Genomic DNA, 20,720 nt, shown 5'->3' on the forward strand with positions numbered 1-20,720 from the left:
GCGGAACAAATAGCGGCGGCTAGAGCACGGCGTCGGTGCGGATGCCGAGCAGGGTCTCGTTGGTCGGGTCGGCCGGGAGAGGGCGGAAGCCGAGCCGCGCGTAGAAGGCCCTCGCCCCGAGGTTTCGGATGCCGACGCCCAGGTGCACCCCCGGCACGCCCCGCTCCCGCAGCGCGGCAAGCAGCGTGCGCATGAGGGCGCGCCCGAAGCCCTGCCCCTGGAGCTCGGGGAGCAGGTCGATGTGCAGGTGCGCCGGGAAGAGTTCGGTGCCCGGCGCGATCATCGAATCCGGGTTGTGGCCGCGTGCGATCATCTTCTGGTCGGCGGTCACCGCCGGTTCGACGAGGCGGTACCGGGCGTCGAACCGCGGCAGCCACTCCTCGCGGTAGCGCTCGATGAACGCCGCCGTGTCCGCGGTCGCCACGAGGTAGCCGGCGACCCGGTCGCCGGTGTCCACGACGAACGCGAGTTCCGGTTCGAGGGTCGCATACGGGGCGGCGAAGATGTCCCCGAGCAGGTCGTCCGAGCTGTACTGGCCCGTCGCGTCGTCGCCTGCGGCGCCGGTGCGCACGCAGATCTCGTAGAGGTCGGCGAGGTCCCGCGGCTCGTATGGACGTATCCGGTTCACCTGTCGAGTCTGTTCCACCGTGCGCGAGCGGGTCAAGGCGGATTGGCACAGACCGCCGCACTGCCCCAGCTCGTCTCGCTCGTGGACCTCGCCGCGGCGCGCATCCTGGCCGGTGGATCCATCCACTACTTCGGCGCCGGCACGTCCGGCCGCCTCGGCGTGCTCGCCGCGGCGGAGCTGCTGGCCCCCTTCACCCTCGACGACGGTGTCGTCGCCGCCCACATCGCCGGTGGACCGCCGGCGCTGCTGCGCGCCGTCGAGGACTCCGAGGACTCGGATGCCGACGGCGCTCGGCGTGGGGTCGACGAGGCGTGGGATCGACGCGGCGTGGGTGGCCAAGGCACCGCCGAATTCGGCGTGAGACGAGGAGAGCCGCATCCGCCATTGCGGCGATGGCGATTGACCCCTAGAGTGGACTTGTCAATATGTCCTGACATATAGTCGACACGGCGGGCACAGCGGCTCGTCGGCCAACCAGGGAAGTTGAACAGAGCAGTATGACCCAGCCTCGTTCCGCACTCGATGTTCTCACGATCGGGCGTGTCAGTGTCGACATCTACCCGCTGCAGGATGGGGTCGGTCTCGAAGATGTCACGACCTTCGGAAAGTTCCTCGGCGGCAGCGCGACCAATGTGGCGGTCGCCGCAGCGCGCCACGGGCTGTCCTCCGCCGTGATCACGCGCACCGGCCACGACCCGTTCGGCCGGTACATCCACCAGGAACTGCGCCGCCTCGGGGTGAGCGACGAGTTCGTGTCGCCCGTCGACGGCCTCAACACCCCGGTCGTCTTCTGCGAGATCTTCCCGCCAGACGACTTTCCGCTCTACTTCTACCGCGCCCCCAAGGCACCGGACCTCGTCATCAACCCGGGCGAACTTGACCTCGACGCGATCAGGGACGCCCGCATCTACTGGTCGACCGTGACCGGACTCTCCGAGGAGCCGAGCCGCACCGCCCATCACGTGGCCTGGGACGCGCGCGGCCGCCGGCCGCTCACTATCCTCGACCTCGACTACCGTCCGATGTTCTGGGAGTCGCCGGCCGCCGCGACGGAGCAGGTCGACCGCGCCCTCGGCAAGGTGACCATCGCCGTCGGAAACCGCGAGGAGTGCGAGGTGGCGGTCGGCGAGACCGACCCGCACCGCGCGGCGGACGCCCTGCTCGAGCGCGGGATCGAACTCGCGATCGTCAAGCAGGGGCCGAGGGGCGTGCTCGCGAAGACGAGGACCGAGACGGTGGAGGTCGCCCCGTACCTCGTGGAGGTCGTCAACGGACTCGGCGCGGGGGACAGCTTCGGCGGCGCCCTGTGCTTCGGCCTGCTGCAGGACTGGCCGCTCGAGCGCACCCTGCGGTTCGCCAACGTCGCCGGGGCGATCGTGGCCGGTCGACGCGAGTGCTCGACGGCGATGCCGACCACCGCCGAGGTCGAAGACATCATGAAGGGAATCAGCGCATGACCGCTCTCGACTTCGAACTGCTGCGCGAGACGCGGGCTGCCAATCCCGGCCGGATCGCCGAGATCCTCGCCGCGCGCCGGCGTCGCGACGTGATCGCGGGCGACGGCCGCCTGTTCATCGTCGCCGCCGACCACCCGGCCCGTGGCGCGCTCGGCGTCGGCTCCAACGAGTCGGCCATGGCCAACCGCTACGAGCTGCTCGAGCGACTCGCGGGCGCGCTCTCCCGGCCGGGCGTGGACGGCGTGCTCGGCACGCCCGACATCATCGAAGACCTCGCGCTCCTCGGCCTGCTCGACGGAAAGATCGTCGTCGGCTCGATGAACCGCGGCGGGCTGCGCGGGGCGTCCTTCGAGATGGATGACCGCTACACCGCGTACGACATCGACCGCATCCGGCGCGACGGCCTCGACTTCGCCAAGAACCTCATCCGCATCAATCTGCAGGATGCCCGTTCGGCCGACACTCTCGAGGCGTCGGCGCTCGCCGTGAGCGCCGCGGCGGACGCCGGCATCCCGATCATGCTCGAACCCTTCATGAGCGAGTGGGTGAACGGCGCGATCCGCAACGACCTCTCGACGGATGCCGTGATCCTCTCGATCGCGATCGCCTCAGGGCTCGGCAACTCGAGTTCGCACTCCTGGCTCAAGCTCCCGGTGGTGCCGGACATGGAACGCGTCATGGCCTCGACCACGCTGCCGACCCTCCTGCTCGGCGGAGACCCGACCGGTGACCAGGACGAGACCTTCGACAACTGGAGCAACGCGCTCGCCCTGCCCGGCGTGCGCGGCCTCGTCGTCGGGCGCACCCTGCTCTACCCGCCGGACGGCGACGTCGTCTCCGCGATCGACACCGCGGCCGCGCTCGTCCACGGCCGCTGAACACCGCCCACGCCCCGAGAAAGAAGACCAGAATGTCCGACCTCCCCGTAGTCCCGCTCGCCGTCGTACCGCATTGGATCGACGGCGCCGAGCGTGCGAGCACGTCCGGTCGCACCTCACCGGTCTTCGACCCGGCGCTCGGCGTGGAGACCAGGCGGGTGGCCCTCGCCGACGCGGCCGAGATCGACGCGGCCGTCGCCTCCGCGAAGGCGGCCTTCCCGGCCTGGCGCGACCTGTCGATCACCAGGCGCCAGCAGGTGCTCTTCCGCTTCCGCGAGCTGCTGAACGAGCGAAAGGGGGACCTCGCCCTGATCCTCACCGCCGAGCACGGCAAGGTCGTCTCCGACGCGCTGGGCGAGATCACCCGCGGCCTCGAGGTCGTGGAACTGGCGACCGGCCTGCCGCACCTGCTCAAGGGCGAGCACTCCGAGAACGTGTCGACCGGCGTCGACGTGTACTCCACGAAGTCCCCGCTCGGCGTGGTCGGCATCATCAGCCCGTTCAACTTTCCGGCCATGGTGCCGATGTGGTTCTTCCCGATCGCGATCGCGGCCGGCAACACCGTGGTGCTCAAGCCCTCGGAGAAGGACCCGTCGGCGGCCAACTGGCTCGCCGCGCTCTTCACCGAGGCCGGGCTGCCGGACGGCGTCTTCAATGTGCTGCACGGCGACAAGGCGGCCGTCGACGGCCTGCTCGAGCACCCGGACGTCAAGTCGATCTCCTTCGTCGGCTCCACCCCGATCGCCAAGTACATCTACGAGACCGCCGCCCGCCACGGCAAGCGAGTGCAGGCACTCGGCGGCGCCAAGAACCACATGCTCGTGCTGCCGGATGCCGACCTCGACCTCACGGCGGACGCCGCGATCAACGCGGGCTTCGGCTCGGCCGGCGAACGCTGCATGGCGATCTCCGTGGTCGTGGCCGTCGAGCCCGTCGCGGACGAACTCATCGAGAAGATCACCTCCCGCATGGCGACCCTGAAGATCGGCGACGGCCGCCGCTCCTGCGACATGGGGCCGCTCGTCACCGAGGTGCATCGCGACAAGGTCGCGAGCTACATCGACATCGCGGTGGAGGACGGCGCCACCGTCGTCGTAGACGGCCGCGGAATCGAGGTGGACGGGGATGCGAACGGTTTCTGGCTCGGCCCGACCCTCATCGACCGGGTGCCCACGTCATCCCGGGTCTACCTCGACGAGATCTTCGGCCCGGTGCTGTCGATCGTGCGGGTGAAGAGCTACGACGAGGGTGTCGCCCTCATCAACGCGAGCCAGTACGGCAACGGCACCGCGATCTTCACCAACGACGGCGGGGCGGCCCGCCGCTTCCAGAACGAGATCGAGGGGGGCATGATCGGCATCAACGTGCCGATCCCGGTGCCGGTGGCGTACTACTCCTTCGGCGGGTTCAAGGACTCGGCGTTCGGCGACTCGAAGGCCTACGGGCTGCAGGGATTCCACTTCTTCACGCGCGAGAAGGCGATCACGAGCCGCTGGCTCGACCCGAGCCACGGCGGAATCAACCTAGGCTTCCCGCAGAACTGACCTCCGGCAAGCGTCGGCTCGCGCCAGCCCGTTCGACACACTCACTCATTAGTCTCATCGTGGAGGTGGAATCGTGACGCACGAGTCCGACGGCTGGTTCTATCCGCGGGGGACGCTCGCGCAGGAGGGCTGGGAGACCGTCGTCGATTCGGCCATCCACGGCTGGCACCACACCGGCCTGCGGGTCGCCGAGCTGGCGGAGGGCACCGAGCTCGCGCTCGGTCCAGACCGCGTCGAGCGCCTGGTCGTCCCGCTCTCCGGCTCGTTTACCGTGAGCTTCGTGCCGCCCGGCGAGCGGGACGTCGGCGTCCAGCACGTGCAGGAGCTGGCCGGGCGGGCATCCGTGTTCTCCGGGCCTACCGATTCGCTCTACCTGCCGACGGGAACGGCGCTGCGGATCTCGGGAGTCGGTCGCGTGGCGCTGGCGGAGGCGCCCACCGATGACCGCTTCCCGGTCGCCTACCTGCCCGCCGCCGCGGTCGCCGTCGAGCTGCGGGGCGCCGGGCGATCCAGCCGCCAGGTGCACAACTTCGGCACCCCGGCGCAGCTCGACGCCGCGCGTCTCATCGTCTGCGAGGTGATCACGCCGGCCGAGAACTGGTCGAGCTACCCGCCGCACAAGCACGACGAGTTCGTGCCGGGCGAGGAGTCGCGGCTCGAAGAGATCTACTACTTCGACAGCGCCGTCTCGCGCGGACTCTCCGCCCCCGACATGGCCGACCCGTTCGGCTTCATGCGCACTTACGCCTCGGACGACCGGGAGATCGACATCCTCGCCGAGGTTCGCCACGGCGACGTGGCCCTCGTGCCGCACGGCTGGCACGGACCGTGCGTCGCCGCGCCCGGCTACGACCTCTACTACCTCAACGTGATGGCCGGACCAGACCCGGAGCGGGTGTGGCTGATCAGCGACGACCCCGCCCACGGCTGGATCCGGGACACCTGGGCCGGCCAACAGGTCGACCAGCGCCTGCCGTACACGCCGGACCCCGAAGGGACCCCATGACCACCAGACGCATGACCGTCAGCCAGGCGCTGATCGAGTTCCTCGCCCACCAGTGGACCGTCGACGGCGACCACCGCGAACGCACGATCGCCGGCACCTTCGGCATCTTCGGCCACGGCAACGTCGCCGGCATCGGGCAGGCCCTCAAGCAGCTCTCCGCCGAGGACCCCACCCTCATGCCGTACCACCAGGCCCGCAACGAGCAGGCGATGGTGCACGAGTCGGTCGCGTACTCGCGCATGACGCGTCGCCGTTCCACGTTCGCCTGCGCGGCATCCGTGGGCCCCGGCGCCTCCAACATGCTCACCGGCGCTGCCCTCGCCACGATCAACCGGCTGCCGGTGCTGCTACTTCCCTCGGACACCTTTGCGACCCGGGTCGCCGACCCGGTGCTGCAGCAGCTCGAACTGCCGAACGACGCGAGCATGAGCGTGAACGACGCGTTCAAGCCGCTCTCGCGGTTCTTCGACCGGGTGCAGCGCCCAGAGCAGCTGTTCTCTGCCGCGCTCGGGGCGATGCGGGTGCTCACCGACCCGGTGGAGACCGGCGCGGTCACGATCGCGCTTCCCGAGGACGTGCAGGCCGAGTCCATCGACGTGCCGGCCGAGTTCCTCGCCGACCGCGAGTGGCACCTGCGCCGACCGCGCCCCGACCGTGGCGTGATCGCCGACGTCGTGCGGGCGATCCGGGCGGCCGAACGCCCGCTCATCGTCGCGGGAGGAGGCGTGATCTATTCGGATGCGGCCGCCGCGCTCCGTGCGCTCGTCGAGTCCACCGGACTCCCCGTCGGCGTCTCGCAGGCCGGGGTCGGCTCGCTCGCCTGGGACCACCCGCAGTTCCTCGGCGCGGTCGGCTCCACCGGCACGACCGCCGCCAACCGCGCCGCGGCGCGGGCGGACCTGATCATCGGCATCGGCACGCGCTACAGCGACTTCACCACGGCGAGCCGCACGGCCTTCCAGAACCCGGCGGTGCGCTTCGTTAACATCAACATCGCCTCCTTCGACGCGTTCAAGCACGGCAGCGCCATCCCCGTGGTGGCCGACGCCCGCGAGGCGATCCTCGAGCTCACGGCCACCCTCGAGGGCTACCGGGTCGACGAGGCGTTCGCGGCGGACTACTCCCGCGAGAAGAGGGCCTGGGACGACGTGGTCGACGCCGCGTTCGAGCCGCGCGGCCTCGACCTGCCGAGCCAGACCGAGATCATCGGCGCGGTGCAGCGGGCATCAGACCCGCGCGACGTGGTGGTCTGCGCCGCCGGATCGCTGCCCGGCGACCTGCACAAGCTCTGGCGCGTGCGAGACGACCTCGGTTACCACGTGGAATACGGCTACTCCTGCATGGGCTACGAGATCGCCGGCGGCATCGGGGTGGCCAGGGCGGACACCTCGCGCGACGCGATCGTGATGGTCGGCGACGGCTCCTACCTCATGATGCACACCGAGATCGTGTCGGCGGTGTCCGAGGGCATCAAGCTCATCATCGTGCTCGTCCAGAACCACGGCTACGCGTCGATCGGGCACCTCAGCGAAGATGTGGGATCGCAGCGCTACGGCACGCTCTACCGCTACCAGGACAAGGCCGGCAACAACTTCGAGTCGGGGGAGATCCTGCCGATCGACCTCGCGACCAACGCCGAGAGCCTCGGCATCCGGGTGATCCGGGTCGAACCGGGCGCGAACGCCATCGCCGACCTCGCCGCCGCCGTCGCGACGGCCAAGGCCTCCGATCGCGCGACCCTCATCCACATCAACAGTGATCCACTGCTCTATTCGCCCGACGGCGAGGGCTGGTGGGACGTGCCGGTGGCCGCCGAGTCGACTCTCGAGAGCACGCAGAAGGCCCGCGCCGACTACCTCGAATACCAGAAGAACCAGAGGCCGCATCTCGGCGCCGGCGCCGGCGAAAGGAACAATTAACCCCGATCAACCCTGGGTTCCTCTCATTTGTTGCCCAATCGAAACATTGCTTGTAAGAATGTCACGACAAATGCTTGACGGTCACTGGATCCAATGGATAGGTTCATACGGAAGCAGAGTTAAGACATCATGACAATCTCAGCGTGGAGGTAGAAAAGTGCGATTTGCAGTTCTTGGTGCAGGCAGGATCGGCTTGGCCCATGTCAGCACGCTCAAGTCGCAGGTTGGCGTCAGCGAGTTGCTCATTGCCGATCTAGATCCTGCGCGCGCGCAGGCCGCAGCGGCTTCGGTCGGTTCCGCGGGATTCGGCACGATCGACGACGCGTTCTCTTCCAAGCCAGACGGCATCGTGATCGCGGCGCCGACCTCAGCCCATGCCGAGTTAATCGTTCGCGCAGTTCAGGCGGGAATCCCCACTTTCTGCGAGAAGCCCCTGGCGGAGTCTCTCGCGTCGACTGTTGCCGTCGTTGGTGAGGTCGAACGCCACGACGTGCCAGTCCAGATCGGATTCCAAAGGCGCTTCGACGCTGGCTACCGTGCAGCGAAGCACGCGCTTGAGGCGGGGGAGATCGGTGAACTGCGTCGGATGCACCTTCTCACGTGCGACCCGACGCCACCGCCCGCGGAATACATCCCGACCAGTGGTGGGATCTACCGGGATTGCCACATTCATGACTTCGATATTCTGCGCTGGGTTACCGGCCGTGAGGTCGTCTCGGTCTTCGCTACGGGCTCGAACCGTGGCGCTCGCTTCTTCGGCGAGGCAGGCGACGTCGACGAGTCCGCTGCTCTGCTCACTCTTGAAGACGGTACCCTCGCGACCCTCCAGGGCTCGCGTTACAACGGTGCGGGCTACGACGTGCGCATGGAACTGTCCGGAACCACAGGAAACCGCTCGGTCGGACTGGACTACCGCGTTCCGCTCACGAGCGCTGAACCGGGCGTCACCTTCCCGGACGGCGCTCCATGGCCTAACTTTCAGGAGCGTTTCGCGCCAGCGTATTCCGCAGAACTAGCGACGTTCGTCAGGGTCGCCGCTGGCGAGATTCCCAGTCCATGCACGCCTCGTGAGGCGTTGGAAGCGCTGTACATTGCGGAGGCCGCCGAACTTTCTCGGGCTGAGGGTCGCGTCGTCCGGCTCGACGAAGTGAGGCGCTGACGTGCCACCATCGACCGTGTTTACCGACCGCATCGCGGCGGCGCCGATCTCCTGGGGAGTGTGTGAGGTTCCCGGCTGGGGATTCCAGCTCTCGCCTCAACGGGTCCTGGCCGAGATGCGCGACCTCGGCGTTGCCGCCACCGAGTTCGGCCCTGATGGGTTCCTGCCCACCGTACCGGCCGAGAAGGCGAAGACTCTGGCGGACTACGGTTTGCGCGCGGTGGGCGGCTTCGTCCCGATCGTCCTGCACGATGCATCCGCAGATCCGGTGCCGGCGATCGAAGCCGAACTGGACTCCTTTGTGGCAGCCGGGGCGACCCGCCTCGTACTCTCGGCGGACACTGGACAGATCGGCTACGACTCGCGTCCCACGCTGAGCGAGCAGCAATGGGACGTGCTTCTGGCCAACCTTGACCGCCTCGCGGAGGTCGCCATCGAGCGCGGCGTTGTCGCGTCGATCCATCCGCACGTGGGAACCATGGTTGAGTCAACGGATGACGTCAACCGCGTACTCGCCGGATCGGCCATTGGCCTCTGTCTCGACACCGGTCACCTTCTGATCGGTGGAACGGATCCGGTCGCCCTTGCCGCCCGTCATGCGGCGCGAATCAGCCACGTGCACCTCAAAGACGTGCGGCTCGGCCTCGCCGAAAGCGTGCAAAACGGCGACCTGAGCTACACGGACGCGGTTCGCCGCGGCATGTACACACCGCTCGGCGCGGGTGACATCGACATCGCGACGATCGTAACCTCGCTCGAGTCGGTCGGCTATGACGGCTATTACGTGCTCGAACAGGACACCATTTTGACGGAGGAGCCGGAGTACGGCCGCGGACCGGTGGACGATGTGCGGCAGAGCCTCGAATTCATCAAGAACGTGCCGCACCGGGCAGACAGTTCGGGGCGGCAACGGCACCAATCACAGGAATCCAATGGAGGACCCACAAATGAAGCACAGAATTAGTTGGCTCGCGGCACTGGTCGTAGTCCCACTCGCACTCGCGGGATGCACTTCCACTAATGGCAGCACGAATAACACGGCCGCACCGTCGTCCGACAAGACCACCATCGCTATGGTCACGCACGGCGGCCCGGGGGACACCTTCTGGGACGTCGTCAAGAGCGGCGCGAAGCAGGCGGGAAAAGATCTCGGCGTGACTGTCACGTACCAGGGCGATGGAGACCCCGTCAAGCAGAGCCAACTCATCGACGCCGCCATTGCGACACACCCCGATGGCCTGATCGTATCGATGGCGAACCCGGACGGTGTCAAGGCCGCGATCGCGAAGGCCGTCGCGGCGGGAATCCCGGTCATCACCATCAACTCGGGACTCGAGCAGTCGAAGGCATTCGGTGCTGAAACCCACGTGGGCCAGAGCGAACTAATCGCTGGTCAGGGCGCGGGCGAGAAACTGGCAAAGTCCGGTGTCAAGAAAGTGATCTGCATCATCCATGAGGCGGGAAATAGCGGTCTTGAGGATCGTTGTAAGGGAGCAGCGGACAAGCTCGGAGGCACCGTGAGCAATGTTCAAGTCGACGTTGCCAACCTTGCGGATGCGCAGAACACGATCAAGAGCAAGCTCCTCGCTGACCCATCCATCGACGGGGTGCTCACATTGAACCCGGGCGTGGCGGTGGCCGCGAGTCAGGCAATCACGGAGGCAAGCAGCAAAGCGAAGCTCGCGACATTCGACGTATCTGCCGATGTGACAAAGCTCATCGAGCAAGGCAAGATCCTCTTCGCAGTCGACCAGCAGCCATACTCGCAGGGTTACCTCCCGGTGGTGTTCCTCACGCTCCAGAAGCGGAATGGCGACGTTGTCGGCGGCGGGCAGCCGGTCTACTCCGGCCCCGGATTCGTGACCAAGGACAACGCGGCGCAGGTCGCGAAGTTCGCGAAGAACGGCACGCGATGACCATAGCCACTGCAACCGCAGTGGTTGACGAGCGGGTCAAGAAAACAAGCACCCTCGTCAAGCTGCTGCGCCGACCTGAGGTCGGCGCAGCAGTCGCTGCATTGGTTATCTTCGTGTACTTTTCGGCCTCGACGCAGGCGTTTCTGACGCCGGCGGGTGTTTCGACGTGGTTGTACTCAGCGTCACTGTTCGGGATTATGGCGGTTGCCGTCGCCCTGCTCATGATCGGCGGGGAGTTCGATCTCTCGGCCGGTGCGATGACAGGAACGACGGGCCTGATCGTCGGAGTAATCACAACGCAGTGGGGCATCAACATTTGGCTCGCAGTGCTGATCGCTCTTGTGATCGCTCTCGCGATCGGCGCGGGTAACGCGTACGTCGTGATGAAGACTGGCTTGCCGAGCTTCATTGTCACACTCGCGACCTTCTTCATTCTGCAGGGCGTCAACCTGGCTGTTACCAAGCTCATCACGGGAACCGTCGCGATCCAGGGCATGAGCGCCGTATCCGGTTTCGACCAGGTCAAGGTCCTCTTCGGATCATCCTTTTCCCTCCTGGGGATGGAGGTGAAGATATCGATCGTGTGGTGGATCGTCCTCGCGGCCCTCGCGACCTGGATCCTGCTACGGACCAGATCCGGTAACTGGATCTTCGCGGTCGGCGGCCAGGTGACGAGTTCTCGTCAGGTCGGCGTGCCCGTGATGAAGGTCAAGGTCGGACTCTTCATGACCACGGCCGGCGCCGCGTGGCTCGTCGGGATGCTTCAACTCTTTGACATCTCGACAGTGCAGGCGACGACCGGGATCGGCCAGGAGTTCATCTACATCATCTGTGCTGTGGTCGGCGGGTGTCTGCTCACGGGCGGATACGGCTCGGCTATCGGGGCGGCACTCGGCGCACTGATCTACGGCATGACGCTGCAGGGTATCGTCTTTGCCCAATGGGACAACAATTGGCTGAAGGCGTTCCTGGGTGGCATGTTGTTGCTCGCTGTGCTGGTCAATCTTTATGTTCGCAGGCAGGCAGGAGACCGGTCATGACCCAGGAACAACTATCCGCAGCTCCACCGATCCTCGAGGTGCGCGGTATCGGCAAGTCCTATGCTTCGATAGTCGCGCTGCACGGGGTTTCGGCCTCTGTGGGCGTCGGTGAAGTGCTGTGCGTGCTCGGGGACAATGGCGCAGGCAAGTCGACGTTCATCAAGATCCTGTCGGGCGCGCACGAGCACACAGACGGTGCCCTCCTCGCCTATGGGGTCGAGCGCAAGTTCTCGAGCCCTCGCGAGGCGCTGGATCTGGGTATCGCGACGGTCTACCAGGACCTGGCCGTGGTGCCTCTCATGCCCGTATGGCGCAACTTCTTTCTCGGCTCCGAGATGACGAAGGGACGGGGGCCGTTCCGGCGTCTCGACGTGAATTCCATGCGCAGGATCACCAAGGACGAGCTCGGCAAGATGGGAATCGATCTGCGGGACGTCGATCAGCCGATCGGTACGCTCTCGGGCGGTGAGCGGCAATCCGTCGCTATCGCGCGCGCCGTGTACTTCGGGGCGAAGGTCGTCATCTTGGATGAGCCGACCTCCGCGCTGGGCGTCAAGCAGGCCGGTGTTGTGCTCAAATACATCGCTCAGGCGCGCGACCGTGGTCTTGGCGTGGTGTTCATTACTCACAACCCACACCACGCATACCCGGTCGGCGACCGCTTCCTGTTACTGAAGCGCGGAACAAGCCTCGGCGATTTCAAGAAGAGCGAGATCACCATTGAGGAGATGACGAGACTGATGTCTGGCGGCGCGGAACTCGAGGCGCTCGCTCATGAACTTGCACGGTCGTGAAACAACCGAGCGTTACTTGTCGACGAGCGTGACCTCGAACGAGTAGAGGTCCGGTCGGTAGCAGTGGTGGCCGAATTCGACCGCGCGGCCCGAATTGTCGTAGGCGGTGCGGTCCATCGTCAACAGCGCCGAGCTGCGGTCGATCTCGAGCAGCCTTGCCTCGTCTGTCGTGGCCTTGCGCGCGCCGATGCGCTGCTTGGCCACGCGCATCGTCACCCCGCGGGCGCGCAGCACCTGGTAGAGCCCGTAGGCAGTGAGCTCATCGCTCGTCACGTCGAGAAACTCGGCGGGAAGCCAGTTCTCGAGCACCGCAACCGGAACGTCGTCGGCGAGGCGCACGCGTCGCAGGTGAAGCGTCGGATCTCCCTCGGCCACCGCGAGCTTTTCGGCGATGTTCGTGTCCGCAGGCACCTCTTGGAGCACCAGCAACTGGGTCGACGGCTTCTGCGAACTGTTGGCGAGGTCATCGAACAGGCTCGTGAGTTCGACGCGTCTCGTCACCTGGCCGTGCACGACCTGTGTTCCAATGCCGCGTCGGCGCACGAGAAGGCCCTTATCGACGAGCTCCTGGATGGCGCGGCGGATCGTGGGCCGACTCAATCCGAGCCGCTCGCCGAGGGCGACCTCGTTCTCGAGTCGGGAACCGGCGGGCAGGTCGCCTCCCATGATGGCCTTCTCGATGCGCTGCGCGATCTGGAAGTAGAGCGGCATCGGGCCGGAACGCTCGAGGTCCATGAAGAGGTCCGCGGGCAGGATGTGTTCCTTCTGGTTCACGCGGCGTCCATTCAGTGGGGTTACCTGTGACGAACTTTGATAACTTGTTATGACATTATCACGTTGGGCATCGACCGACGGGGCGATCCGGGCGTCGTCGATGCCCGGAGTGCCGCGGTCTCAGCGACACGAGGGTGCGATCAGCCGATCGCCATCGGACGACGAGCGGCGGCCACCGCGCCCGCTGCCTCCGCATCCGGCCCGATCGCCCCGATGCGCGAGCCGGTCGCCGTGGCGAGCTCCTCGATGCTCGAGGCGTCGTGGCGGCGCGCGGCGTGCACGATGATCGCGGCGCAGGCCTCGGAGTCGGCGAGGGCGTCGTGATGGGCGAAGTCCTCGAAACCGGCGGCCATCGCGGCCACCGGCAGGCGGTATGACTCCAGGTTGTAGGTCTTGCGGGCCACCTGGAGGCTGCACAGGTAGCGGAACTCCGGCACCTCGATGAAGCTCGCCCGGCACGCGCCGGCGATTACGCCCATGTCGAATCCGGCATTGTGGGCCACGAGGTGGTCGCCGTCGGCGAAGGCGACCAGATCGGGGAGTTGCTCGCTCCAGAGCAGGGCGTCCGCCACATCCGGAGCCATGATGCCGTGGATGCGGGTGTTCCACTCGTTGAAGTGGTCGTGACCGAGCGGCGGCTTGATCAGCCAGCCGGCCTTGTCCACGACGACGCCGTCGCGAACCTTCACTAGGCCCACCGAACACGCTGACGCGCTCGACGAGTTGGCGGTTTCGAAGTCGATCGCAGTGAAGTTCAGTGTCACGGGTCGATGGTCTCACGCGCGACCGACGGTGGCCCGCACGACCCGCGCGCGTCGCCGGAGTCGACGGGCGTATCCGCGCCACGCGTGCCGCACGGCGGCCGGCTATCACTCGATTGGCCGTGCCGAGCCGCCGGGAAGAAACCTAGGATTGGCGAATGGACGACGTGCGGGAGGCGACGGAGCTCGAGCGGATGATCGTGCTCGCCCAGGCGGACCGCGCGACGGGCGAGGCGGTGCTGCGGGTCTTCGCCGACAGTCGGGTGGTGATCCCGAGCGGAACCCCGGTCTCCAACAACCTCAGCCAGCTGCAGCCCCTGCTCTTCGACAACAACGGTGCATCGATGCTCGCGGCCTTCACCCATGCCGACCAGATCGGCGACTTCGCCGAACTCGCGGCGTTCTCGCTCACCATCGCCGGCCGGTTGCTGCTCGTGGCGATGCCGCCGGGGGCGGGTCTGGTGCTCAACCCGAGCCGGTCGATCGGCCTGGAGCTGCCGCCGGAGGCGATCCGGCTGTTCGTGCGCGACATCCAGGAGCAGGCGAGCGCAGCCGAGCAGTAGCGTCTGGCCGGTACGCTTGACCCCCGTCGGTCTCACTAGTGCAATCGTCGGTCCGCTGGATTCGAGCTCACGCCCGAAGCGCTCGGCGTCTTACTCGGCCGACTGAGGGAGCGCGAGAGGTGGACGAGAATCGCACAGCCGAGCAGGCGCACTCGTTCGGACGCGCGGCGGGGGAGTACGAGCGGGCTCGTCCGGAGTATCCGGATGCCGCGGTCGACTGGCTGCTGCCGGTCGGGGCGCACACCGTCCTCGACCTCGGCGCAGGCACAGGCAAGTTCACCCGATCCCTCGTCGCGCGCGGACTCGACGTGATCGCCGTCGAGCCGGATGACGTGATGCGGGACACCCTTGCCGCCGCGCTGCCCGCGGTTCGGGTGCTCGGCGGCACCGGGGAGCTCATCCCGCTGCCCGACGCCAGCGTCGACGCCGTCACTGTCGCCCAGGCGTGGCATTGGATGGATGCCCCGACCGCGGCCGCGGAGATCGCCCGGGTGCTGCGGCCCGGCGGCACGCTCGGACTCGTCTGGAACATCCGCGACGAGACCGTCGCGTGGGTTCGGCGGCTGAGCGACGTCATGGGCTCGAGCGATGCGGAGCGATTCATTCAGGGCGCGATCGTGATTCCAGCGCCGTTCGGACCGACCGAGGCATTCGAGGTGAACTGGCGGAACGACATTGACGTGGACTCCCTTGTCTCCCTCGTGGCCTCGCGGAGTTACATCATCACGGCACCGGACGCCGATCGGGTCGCAATGCTTGCCGGGGTGCGCGAGCTCGCGGCAACCGATCCGGCACTCGCCGGGCGCGACCGCTTCGCGATGCCGTATCGAACTCACGCGTTCCGCGCGACCCTTCCCGGCGACCGGGATACGACGCGCTAGATAGACTTGGCCCCCGTGGCTCTCACTATTGCAATCGTCGGTCTGCCCAATGTCGGCAAGTCCACCCTCTTCAACGCCCTCACCAAGAACCAGGTGCTCGCGGCGAACTACCCGTTCGCCACGATCGAGCCCAACGTCGGCGTCGTCAACCTTCCGGATACCCGGCTCGACAAGCTCGCGGAGATCTTCGGCAGCGAGCGCATCCTCCCGGCACCGGTCTCGTTCGTCGACATCGCCGGGATCGTCAAGGGCGCGTCTGTGGGGGAGGGGCTCGGCAACAAGTTCCTCGCCAACATCCGCGAGGCCGACGCGATCGCCCAGGTGATCAGGGGCTTCGCCGACCCGGATGTTGTGCACGTCGACGGCAAGGTCGACGCGGCATCCGACATGGAGACCATCAACACCGAGCTCATCCTCGCCGACCTGCAGACCCTCGAGAGGGTGGTGCCGCGCTACGAGAAGGAGGTCAAGACGAAGCGCACGGAGCCCGCCGTGCTCGCCGCAGCCATCGAGGCGCAGAAGTTCCTCGACTCTGGCAAGCCGCTCTCGTCGTCCACCATCGACGTCTCGCTCATCCAGGAGCTCGGCCTGCTCACCACCAAGCCCTTCATCTACGTCTTCAACGTGGACGAGGAGATTCTCGGCGACGCCGACAAGCTCGCCGCCCTCGCCGCCCTCGTCGCCCCGGCCAAGGCGATCTTCCTCGATGCCAAGCTCGAGTCGGAGCTCATCGACCTGGAACCCGCGGATGCCGCCGAACTGCTCGCCTCCACCGGCCAGACCGAGAGCGGCCTCGACCAGCTCGCCCGCATCGGCTTCGACACGCTCGGCCTGCAGACCTACCTCACCGCCGGTCCGAAGGAGACACGGGCCTGGACCATCCCGAAGGGCGCGAAGGCCCCGCAGGCGGCCGGCGTCATCCACACCGACTTCGAGAAGGGTTTCATCAAGGCGGAGGTGATCGGCTTCCAGGACCTCGTCGACACCGGTTCGATCGCCGAGGCGCGCGCCAAGGGGAAGGCCCGCATCGAGGGCAAGGAATACGTCATGCAGGACGGCGACGTGGTCGAGTTCCGCTTCAACAACTAGGCGCCCTCTTCCCACTCAACCGTCGCCAAGTGCTGGGTTGAGCCGCCCGGCCAGCGCTTACCGACGGATGACTACCGGGAGTCGGCACCAGCGCCGCGCGACCCCGGCCCGGCGCGACCACAGCCGACGCCCTGTAGCGTGGTGGGGTTCCGCCGACCCTGGCTAAGCACATCACCCCACAGAAACGGTTGGCATGAGCCTGATCAGACTGAACGACGTCGGCGTTCGATTCGAGAACAGCCAGGTGTTGCGCGAGGCGTTCTTCCGGCTCGAGGCCAAGGATCGGGTCGGCCTGATCGGCCGCAACGGGTCGGGCAAGTCGACACTGCTCAAGCTGGTGCTCGAGCAGGTGACACCGGATGAGGGGACTGTCACCCTCGAACCGGGCCTGACGCTCGGCTACTTCTCCCAGTTCTCCGAGCTGAACGGCGCGCAGTCGATCACCGAGGTGCTCGACGGGCTGTTCACCGAGATCCGGGGCGTCGAGACCGAGCTGGCGACGATCGACGCGGCAATCGCCGCGGACCCGACGGCCGACCTCGATGCGCTTATCCACCGCCAGGCCGAACTGTTCGAGGAGATGGACCGTCTCGACGGCTGGGACTACACCCGCCGCATCGACCACGCCCTCACCACCCTGGGGTTCACCGCGGCTCACCGCGTCTGCCCGATCGACGAGCTCTCCGGCGGATGGCGCAACCGGGCGGCGCTGGCGAAGATCCTTCTCGAGAAGCCCGACGTGCTGCTGCTCGACGAGCCGACCAACTTCCTCGACGTGGCAGGAGTGGAGTGGCTCGAGGCCTGGTTCCGCGACTTCCGCGGCGCCGCCATCGTCGTCTCGCACGACCGTCGGTTCCTCGACTCCATCGTCACCCGCATCATCGAGCTCGAGAACTTCCACCTGCACGAGTACCCGGGCAATTTCGGCGAGTACGTCATCCAGAAGCAGTTCAGGCTTAAGACGCTCGAGCAGCAGTTCGTGCACGAGTCCGAGCTGCTGGCCTTCGAGGCGGAGGGCATCGCCGACCGTCGCGAGGCGGCGAAGGCGGCGAGCCGCAGCCTGGGAAAGCAGCTCTCCACCATCAAGAAGGCCCGCGCTCCCCGGCCGGTCGACCAGATCATCACCGAGATCTACGGCGGACTGCACGTCAAGGACGTGCTCTGCCGCATCGAGTCGCTCACCAAGTCCTACGGAGACAAGACGCTCTTCGCCGACCTGACTCTCGAGATCCGGCGTGGAAACCGCATCGCTGTCGTGGGCGCCAACGGCAGCGGCAAGACCACCCTGCTGCGCGTGCTCAGCGGAGAGGAGAAGGCGGATTCGGGCGAGGTCGAGTGGGCACGGGGCGCCTCGGTCGTGTCATACAACCAGGTGCTCGCCGACCTGGACGACGAGGACACCATCACCCACGCCGTCAACGCGGCGCCGGGGAGCCTCGCCTTCACTGCGACGCGCAAGTCCGTCGGCAGGTTCCTCGCGATGTTCCAGTTCTCCGAACTCGAGCTCAAGCAGCGCATCGGCACCCTCTCGGGCGGCCAGCGCGCCCGCGTCGCCATGGCGCAGTGCCTGCTCTCCGGCGCCTCGGTGCTGCTGCTCGACGAGCCGACCAACCATCTGGACATGGCGAGCACCCAGGTGATGGAGCGCGCCCTGATCCATTTCCCCGGGGCCGTCGTGGTGGTCAGCCACGATCGCTTCTTCACCGACAAGATCGCCACTCGACGCCTGGTCTTCGACGCGGGGACCCCGGGGGAGATCGACGTGCGGGCCGCGTAGCCCGCGCCTCAGGAGGCCGGATGCGTGAACGGGATCCGCTCGAACGAGAGCGGTGCCGGCGAGCCCGTCGTCGTCGCGCTCACCTTGAGCCAGTCCTGCGCGTTCGACGACCCGTCGACGGTGACGCGGGTCAGGTTCTTCGCCGCGGTCGCCTGGCCGTAGAACGGCAACCAGGAGGAGCCGGCCGCCAGTGGGTGGTCTTCGTTGAAGACGTGGCTGTCGCCGTTGATCAGGTACACCGGTCCGTCGAAGGCGTTCGACTGCTCGATGAGGGCCTGCACGAGCGGCGCGTATGCCCCGAAGTCGGCCTGGGACGGGCTGGCCACCGTCGGGTCGAACATGTCGGCCTGGGTCATCACGACGACGGCCCTGTCGTGGTGCTCGCGGGCCTCGCGGAACGTGTCCTTGAGCTCGCGGATGTCGCCCTGGGTGCGCTTCTGCACCTCGGCGAGCTGCTCTGCGGTGGGCGCCGTCTGGCCGAGCCCGGCCCAGGGCAGCATCGAGTTGTCGCTGCCCGGGATGTTGACCGCCGTGATGGCGATGCCGTGGCTGCGGAAGCTGACGTTCTCCGGTAGGCCGCTGCGCGCCTGCGAGTCGACCTTCATCGGGGTGCCGAGGGTGGTACCCGGCTTCGGGAAGAAGACCTTGCGTACGGCGGCCAGCCGCTCGAGCGGGTTGTATGCCCCGTTGTTCGCCCGGTGGCAGTCGGTCCACTCGTTGTCGCCTGGCGTGTAGACGAGGGGGAGAGTGAACGAGTCGAAGTTCTTGCGGATGGCGGCGAAGTAGTCGTCGGAGCACACCGACGAGCCGTTCTTGATGTCGCCGACATGCCCCACGAAGCTGAGCTCCTTGTGGGAGTTGATGTCCTGGATGTACGAGGGGAACGCCGCAATCTCCGCCGCACCGTACGGCACGTCGCCGATCACGCCGAAGCTGAAGTTGCCGCGGCTGTCGTTCCCGTGCTCGGCGTCGTGCGCCAGCGCCGGCGTGGCCAGCGCGGTTGCCAGCAGCAGCGCGGTCCCGGCGACTGCCACCATCCTCTTCATCGAACGCATTCGATCCTCCTCCGTCGTGGTCCGCCACCGACGCTACGAGGCGAATATGACGAGCCGGGGTTGCGCGGGTGAATTCCCGGTGTCGCGACGCCCCCGGCGGAACTAGCGGGACTGGCGGCGCTTGCCTGGCCGGGGCTGGCCCTTGACGGCGGGCGCACGGCCCTTGCCCTTCGAGGCCTTGGCCTTGCCGCCGGCCTTCGGAGCGGGAGGTCTCGGTGGCCGTGAATCGGCCGGATCGGTGGGCGGCTCGTCGGTCATGCGCGGCCCTTCGTCCAGTCCACGCGGATCGTGGTCGAACTCACAGGCTACGCCGTCGCCGAGCTACGCGGTCGCGGTTCGACCGACCGGCCGTTCCCTCGCCAGCGCGATCGCCCGCGGGGCGGACACCCGGAGGGCGACGACGGCCACCCCGGCGAGCGTGAGGAGTGCGAGCACTCCGGTCGGGATCAGGCTGCCGATGAGGGAGAACGGGCCGAACACCGCGAGCGGCCAGAGTGCCGCACCGATCGCCAGGAGGGCCACGAAGATCTTCGCCGGTCGCGCGAGTCCCCCCACGAGCCACGCGAGGGCGATCACGAGCGGGGGGATCGCCCGCGGCGACGTGAGGGTGAGCGGCCCGGCGTAGCTGTATGCAAAGACGACGGCGGTCGAGGCCACGATCACGGCGACCGACGCGAGCATCGTGACGAGCCACACGCGATAGGCCACCGGGCTCCAGCGGCCGGTCGGGGCAGTCCGAGGCCCAGTGGTCCTGGGCCCAGCGGTCGGGGGCCGCTGAGGCTGCTCGCTGCGTCCAAACGGCTGGTCGCGTCCAAACGGCTGATCGCGTCCAGACTGCCGGTCGCCTCCGAACCGCTGGTCGGCGGTCCGGTCCGGCCCCGGCGAGGCCGCCGCGTGCGAGCGGCGGGCGCGATCGTACTGGGCACGCAGCACCGGATCGAGGAGCTCCCGTTGGGCGGCATTGAGTCGCAGCGTCATGGCCTCGCCTGACGCGCCGACCACGTCGGGATGATAGACGCGGATGAGGCGGCGATAGGCAGCACGAATATCATCTGCCGTGGCTTCGGGTGCCACGCACAGCAACTCGTAATGGGTCGGAGTGTCCATCGCGACCGATCCTACGCGATAGTGACCCCCCAAACGCGGGTCACGGAGAATTCCCGACGAAAACTCCGCACACGGCCCTTGGCGCAGGCTCTCCGGCGTGTTTCGCTGGGCGCATGGCCGACCTGCCGATGTTCCCGCTCGGATCCGTGCTGTTCCCGTACCTGCCGCTGCAGCTGCGGGTGTTCGAGGAACGTTACCTCGTGATGCTGTCCCGCATCCTCGTGAACGAGCCTGCCGAGTTCGGCGTTTTCCTGATCGAGCGCGGCCAGGAGGTCGGAGGAGGGGAGCAGCGCTTTCCCCTCGGCACGGTCGCGCAGGTCACCGAGTTCACCGACCAGGCCTGGCCGGACGACTGAGTCGCGCGGGTTGCCG

At 67.2% G+C, this 20,720-nt stretch carries 21 protein-coding genes; 16 read left to right on the plus strand and 5 right to left on the minus strand.

Going from position 1 to position 20,720, the window contains the following annotated elements; genetic code table 11:
* Window positions 1-19 precede the first annotated feature (19 nt).
* Complete coding sequence (locus VIM54_RS01695; RefSeq protein WP_331898617.1) at window positions 20-628, minus strand: GNAT family N-acetyltransferase; 609 nt, start codon at window positions 626-628, stop codon at window positions 20-22.
* Between the two features lie 42 nt (window positions 629-670).
* Here VIM54_RS01695 and VIM54_RS01700 point away from each other — a divergent pair, with 42 nt between their 5' ends.
* From VIM54_RS01700 to VIM54_RS01750, 11 genes are all read left to right on the plus strand, one after another.
* Window positions 671-1,069 carry a hypothetical protein gene (locus VIM54_RS01700; protein ID WP_331898619.1) on the plus strand — a complete coding sequence of 133 codons (399 nt, stop codon included), beginning with the start codon at window positions 671-673 and terminating at the stop codon, window positions 1,067-1,069.
* 56 nt (window positions 1,070-1,125) lie between these two features.
* Window positions 1,126-2,085, plus strand: coding sequence for a 5-dehydro-2-deoxygluconokinase (gene iolC, locus VIM54_RS01705; RefSeq protein WP_331898620.1), 960 nt, complete (start codon window positions 1,126-1,128; stop codon window positions 2,083-2,085).
* Window positions 2,082-2,963, plus strand: a complete 882-nt coding sequence (locus VIM54_RS01710) for a Cgl0159 family (beta/alpha)8-fold protein (protein WP_331898622.1) — start codon at window positions 2,082-2,084, stop codon at window positions 2,961-2,963. Before iolC ends, VIM54_RS01710 begins: the two co-directional genes overlap by 4 nt.
* 32 nt (window positions 2,964-2,995) lie before the next feature.
* A complete protein-coding gene (locus tag VIM54_RS01715; RefSeq protein ID WP_331898624.1) occupies window positions 2,996-4,507 on the plus strand; it encodes a CoA-acylating methylmalonate-semialdehyde dehydrogenase in 1,512 nt (503 codons plus the stop codon).
* 73 nt (window positions 4,508-4,580) lie between these two features.
* Window positions 4,581-5,513: a 5-deoxy-glucuronate isomerase gene (gene iolB / locus VIM54_RS01720; protein WP_331898625.1), complete on the plus strand. Its 933-nt coding sequence runs from the start codon at window positions 4,581-4,583 to the stop codon at window positions 5,511-5,513.
* Entirely contained in the window at window positions 5,510-7,432 is a 1,923-nt protein-coding gene (iolD, locus tag VIM54_RS01725) for a 3D-(3,5/4)-trihydroxycyclohexane-1,2-dione acylhydrolase (decyclizing) (protein WP_331898626.1), read from the plus strand. Before iolB ends, iolD begins: the two co-directional genes overlap by 4 nt.
* Window positions 7,433-7,589: 157 nt before the next feature.
* Window positions 7,590-8,591, plus strand: a complete 1,002-nt coding sequence (locus VIM54_RS01730) for a Gfo/Idh/MocA family protein (RefSeq protein WP_331898628.1) — start codon at window positions 7,590-7,592, stop codon at window positions 8,589-8,591.
* Window position 8,592: 1 nt separating this feature from the next.
* Window positions 8,593-9,555, plus strand: a complete 963-nt coding sequence (locus VIM54_RS01735) for a TIM barrel protein (protein ID WP_331898630.1) — start codon at window positions 8,593-8,595, stop codon at window positions 9,553-9,555.
* 109 nt (window positions 9,556-9,664) lie between these two features.
* Complete coding sequence (locus tag VIM54_RS01740) at window positions 9,665-10,507, plus strand: sugar ABC transporter substrate-binding protein (RefSeq protein WP_331898632.1); 843 nt, start codon at window positions 9,665-9,667, stop codon at window positions 10,505-10,507.
* On the plus strand, window positions 10,504-11,547 hold the full coding sequence (locus VIM54_RS01745) for an ABC transporter permease (protein WP_331898634.1): 1,044 nt from the start codon (window positions 10,504-10,506) through the stop codon (window positions 11,545-11,547). The genes VIM54_RS01740 and VIM54_RS01745 overlap by 4 nt, the downstream gene beginning before the upstream one ends.
* Window positions 11,544-12,341 carry an ATP-binding cassette domain-containing protein gene (locus VIM54_RS01750; RefSeq protein WP_331898636.1) on the plus strand — a complete coding sequence of 266 codons (798 nt, stop codon included), beginning with the start codon at window positions 11,544-11,546 and terminating at the stop codon, window positions 12,339-12,341. Before VIM54_RS01745 ends, VIM54_RS01750 begins: the two co-directional genes overlap by 4 nt.
* Window positions 12,342-12,353: 12 nt before the next feature.
* Here the strand turns inward: VIM54_RS01750 and VIM54_RS01755 are convergent, their stop codons facing one another.
* On the minus strand, window positions 12,354-13,115 hold the full coding sequence (locus VIM54_RS01755) for a GntR family transcriptional regulator (protein ID WP_331898638.1): 762 nt from the start codon (window positions 13,113-13,115) through the stop codon (window positions 12,354-12,356).
* A gap of 140 nt (window positions 13,116-13,255) precedes the next feature.
* Window positions 13,256-13,879 (minus strand): exonuclease domain-containing protein, encoded by a 624-nt coding sequence (locus VIM54_RS01760; protein ID WP_331898640.1) that lies wholly within the window; start codon window positions 13,877-13,879, stop codon window positions 13,256-13,258.
* A gap of 155 nt (window positions 13,880-14,034) precedes the next feature.
* On the opposite strand from VIM54_RS01760, the gene VIM54_RS01765 reads away from it, so the two are divergent.
* From VIM54_RS01765 to VIM54_RS01780, 4 genes are all read left to right on the plus strand, one after another.
* A complete protein-coding gene (locus tag VIM54_RS01765; RefSeq protein WP_331898642.1) occupies window positions 14,035-14,439 on the plus strand; it encodes an SseB family protein in 405 nt (134 codons plus the stop codon).
* A gap of 119 nt (window positions 14,440-14,558) precedes the next feature.
* Entirely contained in the window at window positions 14,559-15,320 is a 762-nt protein-coding gene (locus VIM54_RS01770; RefSeq protein ID WP_331898644.1) for a class I SAM-dependent methyltransferase, read from the plus strand.
* A 15-nt stretch (window positions 15,321-15,335) separates the two neighbouring features.
* Complete coding sequence (gene ychF, locus VIM54_RS01775) at window positions 15,336-16,409, plus strand: redox-regulated ATPase YchF (protein WP_331898646.1); 1,074 nt, start codon at window positions 15,336-15,338, stop codon at window positions 16,407-16,409.
* Between the two features lie 193 nt (window positions 16,410-16,602).
* On the plus strand, window positions 16,603-18,186 hold the full coding sequence (locus tag VIM54_RS01780) for an ABC-F family ATP-binding cassette domain-containing protein (protein WP_331898647.1): 1,584 nt from the start codon (window positions 16,603-16,605) through the stop codon (window positions 18,184-18,186).
* Between the two features lie 8 nt (window positions 18,187-18,194).
* Here VIM54_RS01780 and VIM54_RS01785 read toward each other — a convergent pair whose 3' ends face one another.
* Together VIM54_RS01785 and VIM54_RS01795 are read right to left on the minus strand one after the other, a co-directional pair.
* Window positions 18,195-19,241, minus strand: coding sequence for a hypothetical protein (locus VIM54_RS01785; protein ID WP_331898649.1), 1,047 nt, complete (start codon window positions 19,239-19,241; stop codon window positions 18,195-18,197).
* A gap of 321 nt (window positions 19,242-19,562) precedes the next feature.
* The gene (locus VIM54_RS01795; protein WP_331898651.1) at window positions 19,563-20,348 is read right to left on the minus strand and encodes a J domain-containing protein; all 786 of its coding nucleotides are present in this window, start codon (window positions 20,346-20,348) and stop codon (window positions 19,563-19,565) included.
* 113 nt (window positions 20,349-20,461) lie between these two features.
* On the opposite strand from VIM54_RS01795, the gene VIM54_RS01800 reads away from it, so the two are divergent.
* Window positions 20,462-20,704 (plus strand): LON peptidase substrate-binding domain-containing protein, encoded by a 243-nt coding sequence (locus tag VIM54_RS01800; protein ID WP_331898653.1) that lies wholly within the window; start codon window positions 20,462-20,464, stop codon window positions 20,702-20,704.
* The last annotated feature ends 16 nt before the right edge of the window (window positions 20,705-20,720 follow it).

The sequence above is a fragment of the Lacisediminihabitans sp. genome, from assembly GCF_036569425.1.
Classification (GTDB): domain Bacteria; phylum Actinomycetota; class Actinomycetes; order Actinomycetales; family Microbacteriaceae; genus Lacisediminihabitans.